The 13548-nt window shown below is 58.0% G+C and carries 9 protein-coding genes; 2 read left to right on the top strand and 7 right to left on the bottom strand.

Going from position 1 to position 13548, the window contains the following annotated elements:
- Nucleotides 1-8 precede the first annotated feature (8 nt).
- A complete protein-coding gene (gene xylA, locus JT718_RS10450) occupies nucleotides 9-1340 on the top strand; it encodes a xylose isomerase (RefSeq protein ID WP_205502418.1) in 1332 nt (443 codons plus the stop codon).
- Between the two features lie 36 nt (nucleotides 1341-1376).
- Nucleotides 1377-2813 (top strand): D-xylose transporter XylE, encoded by a 1437-nt coding sequence (gene xylE / locus JT718_RS10445; protein WP_205502416.1) that lies wholly within the window; start codon nucleotides 1377-1379, stop codon nucleotides 2811-2813.
- A 283-nt stretch (nucleotides 2814-3096) separates the two neighbouring features.
- On the opposite strand, the gene JT718_RS10440 is transcribed toward xylE, so the two are convergent.
- The 7 genes from JT718_RS10440 to uxuA form a co-directional block, all read right to left on the bottom strand.
- The gene (locus tag JT718_RS10440) at nucleotides 3097-4065 is read right to left on the bottom strand and encodes a transketolase family protein (RefSeq protein ID WP_205502414.1); all 969 of its coding nucleotides are present in this window, start codon (nucleotides 4063-4065) and stop codon (nucleotides 3097-3099) included.
- 110 nt (nucleotides 4066-4175) lie between these two features.
- Nucleotides 4176-5039, bottom strand: a complete 864-nt coding sequence (locus JT718_RS10435; protein WP_205502412.1) for a transketolase — start codon at nucleotides 5037-5039, stop codon at nucleotides 4176-4178.
- A gap of 131 nt (nucleotides 5040-5170) precedes the next feature.
- On the bottom strand, nucleotides 5171-5842 hold the full coding sequence (fsa, locus tag JT718_RS10430; RefSeq protein WP_205502410.1) for a fructose-6-phosphate aldolase: 672 nt from the start codon (nucleotides 5840-5842) through the stop codon (nucleotides 5171-5173).
- Nucleotides 5843-5945: 103 nt separating this feature from the next.
- Nucleotides 5946-7673, bottom strand: a complete 1728-nt coding sequence (locus JT718_RS10425; protein ID WP_205502408.1) for a glycoside hydrolase family 43 protein — start codon at nucleotides 7671-7673, stop codon at nucleotides 5946-5948.
- A gap of 242 nt (nucleotides 7674-7915) precedes the next feature.
- Nucleotides 7916-10849, bottom strand: coding sequence for a glycosyl hydrolase 115 family protein (locus JT718_RS10420; protein ID WP_205502406.1), 2934 nt, complete (start codon nucleotides 10847-10849; stop codon nucleotides 7916-7918).
- An 11-nt stretch (nucleotides 10850-10860) separates the two neighbouring features.
- A complete protein-coding gene (gene uxaC / locus JT718_RS10415; RefSeq protein ID WP_205502404.1) occupies nucleotides 10861-12318 on the bottom strand; it encodes a glucuronate isomerase in 1458 nt (485 codons plus the stop codon).
- 6 nt (nucleotides 12319-12324) lie between these two features.
- A complete protein-coding gene (gene uxuA, locus JT718_RS10410) occupies nucleotides 12325-13497 on the bottom strand; it encodes a mannonate dehydratase (RefSeq protein ID WP_205502402.1) in 1173 nt (390 codons plus the stop codon).
- Nucleotides 13498-13548: the final 51 nt, after the last annotated feature.

Raw genomic sequence — 13548 nt, 5'->3', positions numbered from 1 at the left:
ACAAAACCATGGCAAAAATCACATTAGGAGACCAAGAGTACTTCAAAGGAATAGGTCAAATAAAGTTTGAAGGTCTGGAGTCAGACAACCCGCTGGCGTACCGCTGGTATGACGAAAACCGGGTGGTAGCGGGCAAAACCCTGAAAGAGCACTTTAAGTTTGCGGTGGCCTACTGGCACTCTTTCAACGCCAACGGATCAGATCCGTTCGGGGGCCCTACCCTCAACTTCGCCTGGGACGCCAGCTCAGATGTGATTGAGCGCGCCAAGGCCAAAATGGATGCAGCGTTTGAGTTCATCACCAAGATTGGCATGCCCTACTACTGCTTCCATGACGTGGACGTGGTAGACTATGGCAATGACATTGTGGAGAACGAGCGTCGCCTGCAAACCATGGTAGAGTACGCCCTGCAGAAGCAGCAGGAGAGCGGCGTGAAACTGCTTTGGGGAACGGCCAACGTGTTCTCGCACGCCCGTTACATGAACGGTGCCTCCACCAACCCAGACTTCCACGTATTAACGCACGCCGGTGCCCAGGTGAAAGCCGCCTTGGACGCTACCATTGCCCTGGGTGGTGAGAACTACGTGTTCTGGGGTGGCCGCGAAGGTTACATGACCCTGCTGAACACCGACATGAAGCGCGAGCAGGAGCACTTCGCCCGCTTCCTGCATACTGCCAAAGATTACGCCCGCAAACAAGGCTTCAAAGGCACGTTCTTCATTGAGCCCAAGCCCATGGAGCCTACCAAACACCAGTACGACTACGATTGCGCTACCGTGATCGGGTTCCTGCGCCAGCATGACCTGTTGGGCGATTTCAAAATCAACATTGAGGTTAACCACGCCACCCTGGCGGGCCACACCTTCCAGCACGAGCTGCAGGTGGCCGCCGATGCCGGCGTACTGGGCTCTATTGACGCCAACCGCGGCGACTACCAGAACGGCTGGGATACCGACCAGTTCCCGAACAACCTGAACGAGCTTACCGAGGCCATGCTGGTGTTCTTACAGGCCGGTGGTCTGCAGGGCGGCGGCGTGAACTTCGATGCCAAGATCAGAAGAAACTCCACTGACCCGGCCGACCTGTTCCACGCCCACATCGGCGGCGCCGACACCTTCGCCCGCGCCCTGATCACCGCCGACAACATCCTGCAGAAGTCTGATTTCCTGAAAGTGCGCCAGGAGCGCTACGCTTCTTTTGACAACGGCAGAGGCCAGGAGTACGAGCAAGGCAAACTGACCCTGGAAGACCTGCGCGCGTATGCCGTGGAGAACGGGGAGCCAGCGGTACAAAGCGGCCGTCAAGAATACCTGGAGAACCTGATCAACCGCTTTATCTAAGCGGTTTGATCTTTCTTCCCTAAAACCCCTCTTAACATGATAAAGACCGAAAAAGAAACGGCGGGGCAAAACCTTCCCTACATTGCCGGGATCACCTTGATTGCCACCTTGGGTGGATTACTGTTTGGGTATGACACAGCCGTCATCTCGGGCGCCGAAAAGTCTGTGCAGGCCTACCTGATCACGGGCCAGGGCCTCAGCACCTGGGTGCATGGGGTCACCATCTCCAGCGCCTTGATTGGTTGTATCTTAGGTGGGGCTATCTCAGGGGTTTTCTCCTCCCGCTTGGGCCGGAAAAATACCCTGATCATAGCGGCTATCCTGTTTCTGTTATCGGCCTTGGGGTCTGGTTACCCAGAGTTCCTGTTCTTTAACGAAGGCGAGCCTACCATGGGGCTGCTGTACATGTTCAACTTTTACCGCATCATTGGGGGTATTGGGGTGGGCCTGGCCTCAGCCGTTTGCCCGGTGTACATTGGCGAAATTGCGCCGGCCAACCTACGGGGGCGTCTGGTTTCCCTGAACCAGTTTGCCATCATCTTCGGGATGCTGGTGGTGTATTTCGTGAACTGGGGGATAGCCAAGGGCCAGACGACCGAATGGCTCAACGAGGTGGGTTGGAGATGGATGTTCCTGTCAGAAGCCATTCCGGCCGGTTTATTCGGACTGCTGCTGTTCTTTGTGCCAGAGTCGCCAAGATACCTGAGCATGGTCAACAGAGATGACGAGGCCCTGAAAATCCTGACCAAAGTGAATGGTGCGGTGAACGCCCGTAAAATCTTTGATGACATCAAGAATACCGTAGAGCACCACTCGGGCAACCTCTGGTCTTACGGGAAGATGGTGATTATCATAGGCATTCTCCTGTCTGTGTTCCAGCAGTTCGTGGGCATCAACGTGGCCCTGTACTATGCGCCCCGCATCTTTGAAAGCATGGGGGCCGGGAAAGACGCCTCTATGCTGCAAACCGTGGTGATGGGCGTGGTGAACGTACTCTTCACGGTACTGGCCATTGTAACGGTAGACAAATGGGGGAGAAAACCCCTGCTGATGGTGGGTTCGGTAGGCATGGCCATTGGCATGTTTGCCATCTCAGCTTTCGCTTACTACGAGATCATCGGCATCAGCACATTGGTGTTCATCATTGTGTACACGGCCTCTTTCATGATGTCGTGGGGGCCAATCTGCTGGGTCCTGATCGCGGAGATCTTCCCTAACAAAATCAGGGGGAAAGCGGTAGCGGTAGCGGTGGCCGCGCAATGGGCCGCCAACTACTTTATCTCGGCCACCTACCCGTCTATGATGGAGTTCAGCGGCGCCTTCACGTATGGTTTCTATGGGGTGATGAGCGTCTTGTCCTTCCTGTTTGTCTGGAAAATGGTGCCGGAAACCAAAGGCAGATCCTTGGAAGACATGGAAGCGCTGTGGGAGAAAGAACCCCAGTCACGCTCTAAAGGAAAGGTAACCGTGTAAGCTCTTACCGGTCCCTTTTAAACCTGAAAAAGGCTGCCCCAGTTGCGGGGCAGCCTTTTTTGTTGCCGGAAAGTTAACCCCATTGGTTGGCGGCAGTTCCGGCTCGTTCCTGTCTAGCTGTATTCAATGGGTTATGGTTTCTTCCCTCCCAGCGCCTACCTCCGTTTTGGGCCTGTTTTCAGGAAAACACCCCAAAAAAAGACGGGCTCCAGAAGAGCCCGCCTTTTCACCTATATCCTATTCTTTACTTTTCCAGAAAAACCGCTGCCGGCAGCGGCAGCTGCTACTGGGCTGCGGTCTTTTTGCGCGCCATCACCGTTTGCACGGCTTTGATGATGTGCTCGTCGTCCAGGCCGTACTTCTTCATGAGCTGCTCGGGCGTGCCGCTCTCCCCGAAGGTGTCGTTCACGGCCACGTACTCCATGGGCACCGGGGTGTTCCTGATGAGCAACTGAGCAATGCTGTCGCCCAGGCCGCCCAGGCGGTTGTGCTCCTCGGCGCTCACCACGCAGCCGGTTTTCGCCACCGACTTCAGGATGGCTTCCTCGTCTAGGGGTTTGATGGTGTGAATGTTGATGATCTCGGCGGAGATGCCCATTTCGGCCAGCTTCTCGCCGGCCTTGATCGCCTCCCACACCAGGTGGCCCGTGGCGATAATGCTCACGTCGGTTCCCTCGTTCACCATCCAGGCCTTGCCAATCACAAACTCCTGGTCGGCAGGGGTGAACACCGGGATCACCGGCCGCCCGAAGCGCAGGTACACCGGCCCGTGGTGGTCGGCGATGGCGATGGTGGCCGCTTTGGTCTGGTTGTAGTCACACGGGTTGATCACGGTCATGCCGGGCAGCATTTTCATCATGCCCAGGTCTTCCAGGATCTGGTGGGTGGCGCCGTCCTCACCTAGGGTAAGCCCGGCGTGCGAGGCGCAGATCTTCACGTTTTTGTCTGAGTAGGCAATGGATTGCCGGATCTGGTCATACACGCGGCCGGTGGAGAAGTTGGCGAAGGTACCCGTAAAAGGGATCTTCCCGCCAATGGTCATGCCCGCGGCTATGCCCATCATGTTCGCCTCGGCGATGCCCACCTGCACAAATCGCTCGGGAAACTCCTTGATGAAGTCTCCCATTTTGAGGGAGCCTACCAGGTCGGCGCAGAGCGCCACCACGTTCTCGTTTCTGCGGCCGGCTTCCACCAGCCCCGCCCCAAAGCCAGAGCGGGTGTCTTTAGATTCTGTATAAGTATATTTTTTCATGTAGTAACGCGGTTATCGCTTAAGTTGCAAGCTGAAAGAGGGGCGGTCCGTTTTAGGGGAGTTTTGGCAAAACCAGGCCCAAAACGGCAGCCCACGCCAAGAAGCCAGCTTTAGTAGTCTTCCTGGTTGCAGGTCAACTGAGCCAGGGCCTGCTCCAGTTGCGCATCATTGGGGGCCACCCCGTGCCATTTGTGGGAACCCATCATGAAATCCACGCCGTGGCCCATGTTGGTCTGCATCAGGATCATGATGGGTCTGCCCTTGAAGGTCTTGGCTTTGGCCAGTTCCAGTACCCTGATCACGTCTGCCAGGTCGTTGCCGTTCATTTCCAGCACGTCCCAGCCGAAGGCTTCCCATTTGGCGCGCAGGTTGCCCAGGGCCAGGACCTTGTCGGTGGGGCCGTCAATCTGCTGGCCGTTCACGTCAATGGTAGAGATCAGGTTATCTACTTTGTTGTGCGGGGCGAAGAGCGCGGCCTCCCAGATCTGCCCTTCCTGCAACTCGCCGTCGCCGTGCAGCGTGAACACCAGACCGGTGTCGCCGTTCAGCTTCTTGGTGAGGGCGGCACCAATGGCCACCGACAAGCCCTGCCCCAGGGAGCCCGAGGCAATGCGCACGCCGGGCAGTTCCTCATGGGTAGTGGGGTGCCCTTGCAGGCGGGAGTCCAGTTTGCGGAACGTCTTGAGCTCGCTCACGTCAAAGTAGCCCGAGCGGGCCAGCACGCTGTACCAGACCGGCGAGATGTGGCCGTTGGACAGGAAGAACAGGTCTTCCCCTACCCCATCCATGTTAAAGGCGGGGTTGTGGTTCATCACTTTGAAATAGAGCGCCACAAAAAAATCGGTGCAGCCCAAAGAGCCGCCCGGGTGCCCCGACTGGCAGCCGTGGACCATTCTAACGATATCGCGCCGCACCTGCCTGGCCACTTGCTCCAGCTCTTCCAACTGCAGCGTTTCCTTTACTTCTGATTGCATATGTTCACGTATGGTGATTGATTCTATCTAATTTACCAGACTAGGCAGCCTTGGGGCACTGACCCAACCAGGGCCTGTGACCGCCCTACCCGCTGCCTTTCTGCTTTTTCCTTTATGCCTGTAAGAATACATCAGGCGTTCTCCAGTACTTCCCTCATTTTGCGGGCGTCGGCCACAAACTTGGCCAGGCCACTGTCGGTCAGGGGATGGTTCAGCAGGCCCAGGATAGGCTCCAGCGGACAGGTACAGACGTGCGCCCCGGCTTCGGCGCATTTCACGATGTGCATAGAACTGCGGATAGACGCCGCCAGGATCTGGGTGTCATACCCCTGCACGGCGTAGATGGCGGCAATCTGCTCAATGAGCTGCACGCCGTCCCAGCCAATATCGTCTACGCGGCCCAGGAACGGGGAAACGTAGGTGGCACCCGCCTTTGCCGCCAGGATGGCCTGCCCCGCCGAGAACACCAGGGTGCAGTTGGTTTTAATGCCGTTGTCGGTGAACCACTTGATCGCCTTCAGGCCGTCTTTGATCATGGGCACTTTCACCACAATGTTGGGGTGCAGCGCGGCCAGCCTTTTTCCCTCTTCCACCATTGACTCAAAATCAGTGGAAAGCACCTCGGCACTGATGTCCCCGTCTACTATCGCACAGATGGCTTTGTAATGGTCCAGCGTGGCCTGCTCGCCCTTGATGCCTTCCTTGGCCATGAGCGAGGGGTTGGTGGTTACGCCGTCCAGAATGCCAAGATCATGGGCCTCTTTGATGTGCGCCAGGTTGGCGGTGTCAATGAAAAACTTCATAATAGATAGGTTTTGGGTTGCTAGTTAGGGAAGAGGGTTAATAAGTGTTAAATTAACAATTATAATCTAGAATAACAATAGCTGATCCAGTAATATTTCAGGATTATTGTGCCTGCGGGACGGTGGCAGGCGCAAAGATGGCGTCGTTGCCTTCGTAGTCAAACCAGTCAAAGGCGGCTTGGTTGGTAGACGGCTGCCCGTTGGAGGTGGCGTACATGCCCAGGGTGACGCCCACAAAGCCCCCGGCTACCCGGGTACTGAGGTATTTGCCGTCTACATTCTCCTGCAGCACCTGCCACTTGCCTTCTTTGGTGGCATAGTAAAAGGAGTAGGCTCCGCCGTTGAAGGCTACCTTGAGGTAAAGCGGCTTTTTGGCTTCTTTGCGGGTGAGGGTTTTCTCCGCCAGCACAGTGTTGTCGGCCTTGAGCAGGCGCACCACGGGAGCATTGCCCTTCAAGGTTTTGCCCAGCGCGTAATGGTGCTCACTGTTCTGGAAGGCCACCAGGCCGGCGAACTCATTTTCTTTCTGGGGCACAAACTCCAGTTTGGTGCTGGCGGTGCCGCGCACGTGTTGCTGCCGGCGGGCAATGAACGACAGGTTCTCCTTCTGGGAGAAATTTTGGGGCCGTACGTTCAGGGTCAGTTTGCCGGCCGGTTGGCTCAGGCTATACCAGGTAGAGCGCGGCGTGCGCAGTTGTAGCCAGTACATGGGTAGGGAGCTGCCTTTGAAGTCCTCGCGATAGGTGAAGTTTCCGGTAAGCGGAAACGCCGGCTTGGGCTGGGCAGGCAGGTTAGGCACCGGGTACGCGTACTGCACCAGTTCATGGTCTGGGTTGATGATGGGCCAGCCGTCTTTCCAGGTAACGGGGGCCAGGAACGTCTCCCGCCCGGTGTTGTAGTGATCCTCTGGGCCGTCGTACGGCCGGGTGGCCAGGAAAACGGCCCACCACTCGCCGTTCTGGGTCTCTACCAGGTCTGCGTGTCCGGTGGCCGACACGGGATTAGGTCGGTTGGCCGGCAGGAGGCGCTGGGTAAGGATGGGGTTCTGCTCGTACGGCACATACGGCCCGGTCACCGATTTACTGCGCAGGATGACCTCTGAGTGCTGCACGCTGGTTCCACCCTCGGCGGCCATGAGGTAGTAGTACCCGTTTACCTTGTAAATGTGCGGTCCCTCAATCCAGACGGGCTTCTTGGAAAGGTCCACTCCGCCGTTCACCAGCAGGTGCTGCGGGCCCACGGTTTTCATGGTGTTCAGGTCCAGTTCGTACATCCTGATGGTGCGGTGCCCGCTGTAGAGTGGTTGGTTGTCTGGGGCATCAGAATTATACAGCACGTAGGTTTTGCCGTCGTCGTCATGGAAGAGCGAGGGGTCAATGCCGTTCACGTTGGGCAGCCAGTGCGGATTGGACCAGGGCCCCGCCGGATTGGTGGCCGTCACCACAAAGTTGCCGCCCTTGTCAATGAGGGTGGTCACCATGTAGAACGTGCCGTTGTGGTACGAGAGGGTGGGCGCGAAAATTCCCCGGGACACATCATGCCCGTCCAGGTTCAACTGCTCCGGGCGGTCCAGGATGTTGCCAATCTGGGTCCAGTTCACCAGGTCTTTGCTGTGGAAGATAGGCACCCCTGGGAAGTACGCGAAGGTGGAGTGGATAAGGTAGTAGTCCTCCCCTACCCGGCAGATGCTGGGGTCTGGGTAAAAGCCTGGGAAGATGGGGTTCTGGAACAGCTTTTTCTGCTGCTGGGCCTGGGCCGGGACAAAGAGAAACGTCAGCAGCAAAGCCCCGAGCAGGAAGGTTTTCTGGAGGAAGGATAGTTTTCTGGTCATGGTTAGCGTGATGCAGGGGCTCGCCGGAGGGCGCGCCGCTCAGTGGATATCAGTTCTGTTTTGGACCCGTTTTCAGGAAAACTCCTCTGAAACAAGTACCATAAGGAAAAAGAAGAAAGGAGGGCCGGGGCTGCACCTGCCGCGGGTAACGTGACCTGCCCGTTGGCAGGGCGTTCGGGCGATGGCTCTCCCTAAAAGGGGCATTTCCGGCCTGTTTTGGGGAAAACAGGCCGGAAACACTTTTACTTCACTTGCTTGGCCGGTTGGTAAGCGCTTTCGGGCGGCCCCAGGTAGCTGGGCTTCAGGCCGCCGGCGTCAATCACGATCTTCTGCAGGACCACGCCCGAGTCTACCATCCAGAACTTCAGCACGTGCTCGCCGGGTTTGTTGAGGAGGTGCTTAGAAATGGTCAAGTTAATGTTATTGGCCACGTTCTTGCCCCACTCCCGCTCCGAGGTGTTAGTGTGAAGGTTGATGATCTGCGGTTTTTCATCATTGAAGGAGATGGCGTACCGCAGGCCCTGCGTGTTGTGGAAGTTGAGTGTGGGCGCTACCATTACCTGCACGTTCACCTCGCCGCCTTTTTGCAGATGCACTTTGTACTGCAGGTGCGGGCTGTTGCCGCCGGGAGTCTGGCTGGGAGCCGTCACCGGCACCGTGGTCATGGCCGAAGCCGTCCGGCCCAAATCTGGGATCAACTGCCACTGCACCCCGTTGCCGTTCACGGCCTGGGTAAAATGCTCGGCCTCCATGGAAACGTAGCCGTTGCTCTCCACAAAGCCCTCGGGCTGGGCGGCCACTGGCAAGGCAGGCTCAAGCACGGCCTGCACCACCACCTTCTTGCCCTTTGGGCCTACAATGGTGATGGGAGCCCGCTGCTCGCCGGCCGGCGCGTTGGCCCAGTCTACGCTTACCCAGATGCGCTGCTCTTTGGCCACCGTGCCGGTTGCCTGCGACACCTTCAGCCAGGGCGCCCCGGTCTGGATGGTGTAGTCAAAAGGCTGCTGCCCCCGGTTGAAGATCTCCAGGTAATGGCCCTGGTTCACGTACCGCGAGAAGCGCGGCAACACGGCGGTTTCCTTCGCCTGGGGCCACCACAGCGCAGAGCCCTCCAGAGCCACGCCCATGTCGGCGGCGGCGGGTGGGGTGAGTTGCTTCACCTCAGGCATCACGTCTTTTTCGGGTTGTTGCCAGTAGGTGTAGCTGATGTGCGTCTGCGACATCATGTGGTTCCATTTGCCGCCGGCAATGTTCTTGTGGAAATGCTCGGTGAGGGCGGCGTCTTTCTCAAACAGCTGCTTCACTTTGGCGGCCATGTCATTGGTGGTGTTACGGCCCTGGGCGGCGTACCAGCGGTTGCGGCCGGTGGTTACGTGCAGTTCGTTCAGGTTGGCGCAGGCCTTGATGGGGAACAGCACCAGTTGGTAGTAGGCATCGCGGTACTGGGCCGGTAAGGCGGCGTTGAGGCGCTCGGCTTCCTCGGCCAGGCGGTTATACTCGGCTACAATCCGTTCGGCCTCCTGGTAGTTGGTGAGGCTGTAGGTGTCCGGGGACAGCAGCTCCGGCTTACGGCGGCTGTTGTATTTGGCGTACTTAGAGAGCATCTGGGCGATAGCCGGAGCGTGCTCGGGTCCAAACTGGCGCTCGGCCCACAGGCGGGTGTACTCCTCCAGGCGCTCGGCGGGCCACTTCTCGGGATTCCAGGCGTAGTCCAGGAAGAACTCGGTGGGGAACTCCATGGGTTTGATGTCGCCCACGTTCACAATCCAGATGCGGTCGGCTTTGTGCTGGTAGGCCAGGTGCATCTGCTCCCAGATGCGGGGAATGGGGTTCGTGTTGAGCCATTTGTAATTACGGGGGCCTCCCACGTAGTCAAAGTGGTAGTAGATGCCGTAGCCGCCGGAGTGCTGTTTCTCGCCTGGTTTTGGCAATTTGCGGATGTTTCCCCAGTTGTCATCGGCCAGCAACAACGTCACGTCATCAGGGACGCGCATGCCTTTGTCATAGTAGTCCTGCACTTCTTTGTACAGGGCCCAAAGCTGTGGGGTTTGCGAAGCGGGTTTGCCGGTAACCTCAGCGATGATCTTGCGCTGGTCGGCCACGATTTTCTCTAACAGCCCGATGTTGCTTTCCTCGCTCATGGGCTCGTCGCCGTCGCCGCGCATGCCCACGGTCACGATGTTCTCAAAGCCGTTCATGCGTTTAATGCCGCCGGTCCAGAATTCGCGCAGCTTCTCGGCGTTGGTGTTGTAGTTCCACGGACCGCCTCCGTTGCGGCGCCACTCGTCGTGGGCGCGCGCCAGCGGCTCGTGGTGCGAGGTGCCCATCACCACACCGTACAGATCGGCGGTATGCGGGTTGAGCTTGTCATCGTCGCTGAAGGCGCTGCCCCACATGGCGGGCCACAGGTAATTGCCTTTCATGCGCAGGATCAGCTCAAACACCTTTTCGTAGAACTTGTGGTTGAACCCGCCAAACTGCTCTTTGGCCCAGTTGGAAAGTGCCGGGGCCTCGTCGTTGATGAAGATGCCGCGGTATTTCACGGCCGGAGTGCCTTTGGTGTGGCGGCCTTCCTGCACGTACAGGTTCTGCTGCTGCTTAACCGGCACATCGGCCCACCAGTACCACGGCGACACGCCAATCTGCTGCGACACGTCATAGATGCCGTAGATGGTGCCGCGCTTGTCGCTGCCCACAATCACCAGGGCCTCTTCTACGCCTTTCATGGGTTTCTTCACGGTCTGCACCACAAAGGTTTCCCACTTGCCGGCCAGGTCTTGCACGTCCAGCTTCTTGCTTTTCACCAGTTGGTCAATGAGCGGGCTTTTGCCCAGCGTGCCCACCAGCACCAGGGTTTTGGCTTTGGGGGCCTTCTTGCCCACCGTCAGGGCGGGCTCGGCTTTGGTCACGCGCTGCACATCGGCCTGCAGATCCCGCAGGGCCCTGATGACCCCGGGGAAATCGGCCTCGCTGACGAAGAAGGGCGCGGGTTTACCGGCTTCGGCCAGTGGAAAGGCGTTGCCCTTCTTCTGGCCCGATATATACGTTACGTCATCCAGGGCGAAGGCCGCCGGCGAAAAGGTGAGCACAGCCAGCAACAGGAAAAGCGGCTTCCAGGCTAGTTTTTTACGATAGGGCCGTTTTGGGGCCGTTTTCAGGAAAGTAAGACTACTCATACGGGGGGCTTTTAAGATGGAAAGTAGTTTTTGGCGTTGTAATAACAGATGTCCTGCACCATTTTCCCCATCCAGGGCAGGTCCATGGGCAGCAGGCCGCGCTCCATGTCCTCGCCCAGCAGGTTGCAGAGCAAGCGCCGGAAATACTCGTGGCGGGAATATGACAGGAAGCTGCGCGAATCGGTGAGCATGCCCACAAAGCAGCTGATGAGACCCATGCTGGAGAGCGCGTCCATCTGCTGTTTCATGCCGTCCAGGTTGTCCAGGAACCACCAGGCCGAGCCGAACTGCATCTTGCCTTTGATGCCGCCGCCCTGGAAGTTCCCGATCATGGTGGCGAAAGCGGCGTTGTCGGCGGGGTTGAGGTTGTAGATGATGGTTTTGGTGAGGCAGTTCTCCTGCTCCAGCTGGTTGAAGAAGCTGGCCATGGCCTGGATCTGCGGGTAGTCCCCGATGGAGTCATACCCAGTGTCGGGCCCGTTCACCTGCAGCATGCGGTGATTGTTGTTCCGGATGGCCCCCACGTGGAATTGCTGCACCCAGCCTTTCTGGTAGTACATGCGCGCCAACTCTACCAGCAGGAACCGGCCGAAGGCATCATGGTACTGGGCGGCCTCTTTGTCATCGCCCTGCAGCACATCGGTAAACACCTTGTTCAGTTGCTGGACAGACTTTTGCCCCAGGGGCAGGCTGGTGAGGCCGTGGTCTGAGATGCGGCAGCCGTGCGCGTGGAAGTAGTTGACGCGGTTCTCCAGGGCCTCCAGCAGGCTGTCCAGGTTGAAGATCTCAGCCCCGGTGACGCTGGCCAGCAACCGAATGTAGTCCCGGAAGGCATTGCCGCCGGCCAGGTTCAATACCTTGTCGGGCCGGAAAGAGGGCCGTACTTCTGTTTTAAAGCCGTTTTCGGAAATTTGCCGGTGAAACGCCAGGTCATCCGTCGGGTCATCGGTGGTGCCCACCATCTCCACGCCAAAGTGCGTGAGGAGCCCCTGCGGGGTGAACTCCGGCTGCTGGAGCAGCTGGTTACAATGCGCGTACACCTCCGGGGCGTTTAGTTCAGTGAGCAGCTCGTCCACGCCAAACGGGTTATGGAGCTCCATGTGGGTCCAGTGGTAGAGGGGGTTGCGTACCGTGTAAGGCACCGCGCCGGCCCACTTCAGGAACTTCTCCTCGTCGGTGGCATTACCGGTGATGTATTTCTCGTCAATGCCCAGGGTGCGCAGGGCCCGCCACTTGTAGTGGTCGCCGGCCAGCCAGATGCTGGTGAGATTGGCGAAGTTCTGGTTCTGCGCAATGGCCTCCGGCGAGAGGTGGCAGTGGTAATCTATGATGGGCAGCCCCTTGGCATACCCATGGTACAGCCGCTTGCTGGCCTCTGTGTGCAGCAGAAAGTCTTCGTTCAGAAATGTACTGAGCGAAGGCTGCGGGTTGCGGGCCGCCGCCGCTGGGGAAAGGGTACTTTTTTGCATAGCAGCCTAGTTATTGCCGTACAGGGTTCGCTCAATGCCCATTTCCAGACCGCGCAGTTCGGCCAGGCCCCGCAGACGGCCAATGGCCGAGTACCCCGGGTTGGTGACTTTGTGCAGGTCATCCAGCATCTGGTGCCCGTGGTCCGGACGGAACGGAATGGGCTCCTGCCGCTCGCGGTTTATGGCCACCAGTTCTTTCATGACGCCGTACATGTCCACGTCGCCGGTCAGGTGGTCAGACTCAAAGAAGTTGCCCTGCGCGTCTTTCTTCACGTTGCGCAGGTGCGCGAAGTACACCCGGTGCCCCACCGATTTGAGGATTTCCACGGGGTTGTTGTGCGGACCGGCCCCCAAAGAACCGGTGCAGAAGCAGATGCCGTTGGGCGCGCGGTCTACCCGGTTCAGGATAAACTCCAGGTCTTCTTTGTTAGAGGCGATGCGCGGCAGGCCCAGGATGGGATAGGGCGGATCATCTGGGTGGATGGTCATTTTAAGGCCGTTTTCCTCACAAACGTCCATAATCGACTCCAGGAAGTACGCCAGGTTCTCGCGCAGGCCGGCATGGCCAATGTTCTTGTAGATCTCAATGCTCTGGGTTAAGTGCTCCAGCTCAATGTAGCCTTCCATGGGCACGCCCATCCGGATGATCTCGCTCAACTCGTCCAGCTGCTGCTGGGTATAGGAGCTGAACCTGTCCTTGGCTTGCTGCACCACTTCCGGGGCGTAGTCCTGCTCGGCCCCTTCCCTTTTTAAGATAAACAGGTCAAAAACGGCCAGGTCTGACCAGTCAAAGTAGAGGGCCTTGGCCCCGTTCCACATCTCCAGGCCCAGGTTGGTTCTGGTCCAGTCCAGCACCGGCATGAAGTTGTAGCAGACAATCTTCAGGCCGCAGGCGGCCAGGTTGCGCAACGATTGGCGGTAATTTTCTAAATACTGCTCATAATCGCCGGTGCGGGTCTTGATGGCCTCGTGCACCGGCACGCTCTCCACTACGGCCCAGGTAAGGCCGCTTTCCTCAATGATGCGTTTCCGCTCCTGAATTTCTTCCAGCGGCCAGACGGCCCCGTGCGGCACGTGGTGTAAGGCACTGACGATGCCGGTAGCGCCGGCTTGTTTCACATCTTGCAGAGTCACCGGATCATTGGGTCCGTACCATCTCCAGCTTTGTAATAGTGACATAAATAAATTAAGCTTTATGTAAGGAAAGAACTTTTGGCGCATTGAAAAAGA

The sequence above is a fragment of the Rufibacter psychrotolerans genome, assembly GCF_016924645.1.
Lineage (GTDB): Bacteria > Bacteroidota > Bacteroidia > Cytophagales > Hymenobacteraceae > Nibribacter > Nibribacter psychrotolerans.
The sequence above is the reverse complement of the archived record's forward strand: the minus strand, read 5'-3'. Positions and strand labels throughout refer to the sequence as shown.

What these genes read in the sequence shown, in the direction of transcription:
- uxuA (WP_205502402.1), bottom strand. Translation starts at nt 13,497, where the DNA reads ATGTCACTATTACAAAGCTGGAGATGGTACGGACCCAATGATCCGGTG.
- xylE (WP_205502416.1), top strand. Translation starts at nt 1,377, where the DNA reads ATGATAAAGACCGAAAAAGAAACGGCGGGGCAAAACCTTCCCTACATT.
- fsa (WP_205502410.1), bottom strand. Translation starts at nt 5,842, where the DNA reads ATGAAGTTTTTCATTGACACCGCCAACCTGGCGCACATCAAAGAGGCC.
- uxaC (WP_205502404.1), bottom strand. Translation starts at nt 12,318, where the DNA reads ATGCAAAAAAGTACCCTTTCCCCAGCGGCGGCGGCCCGCAACCCGCAG.
- xylA (WP_205502418.1), top strand. Translation starts at nt 9, where the DNA reads ATGGCAAAAATCACATTAGGAGACCAAGAGTACTTCAAAGGAATAGGT.
- JT718_RS10440 (WP_205502414.1), bottom strand. Translation starts at nt 4,065, where the DNA reads ATGAAAAAATATACTTATACAGAATCTAAAGACACCCGCTCTGGCTTT.
- JT718_RS10425 (WP_205502408.1), bottom strand. Translation starts at nt 7,673, where the DNA reads ATGACCAGAAAACTATCCTTCCTCCAGAAAACCTTCCTGCTCGGGGCT.
- JT718_RS10420 (WP_205502406.1), bottom strand. Translation starts at nt 10,849, where the DNA reads ATGAGTAGTCTTACTTTCCTGAAAACGGCCCCAAAACGGCCCTATCGT.
- JT718_RS10435 (WP_205502412.1), bottom strand. Translation starts at nt 5,039, where the DNA reads ATGCAATCAGAAGTAAAGGAAACGCTGCAGTTGGAAGAGCTGGAGCAA.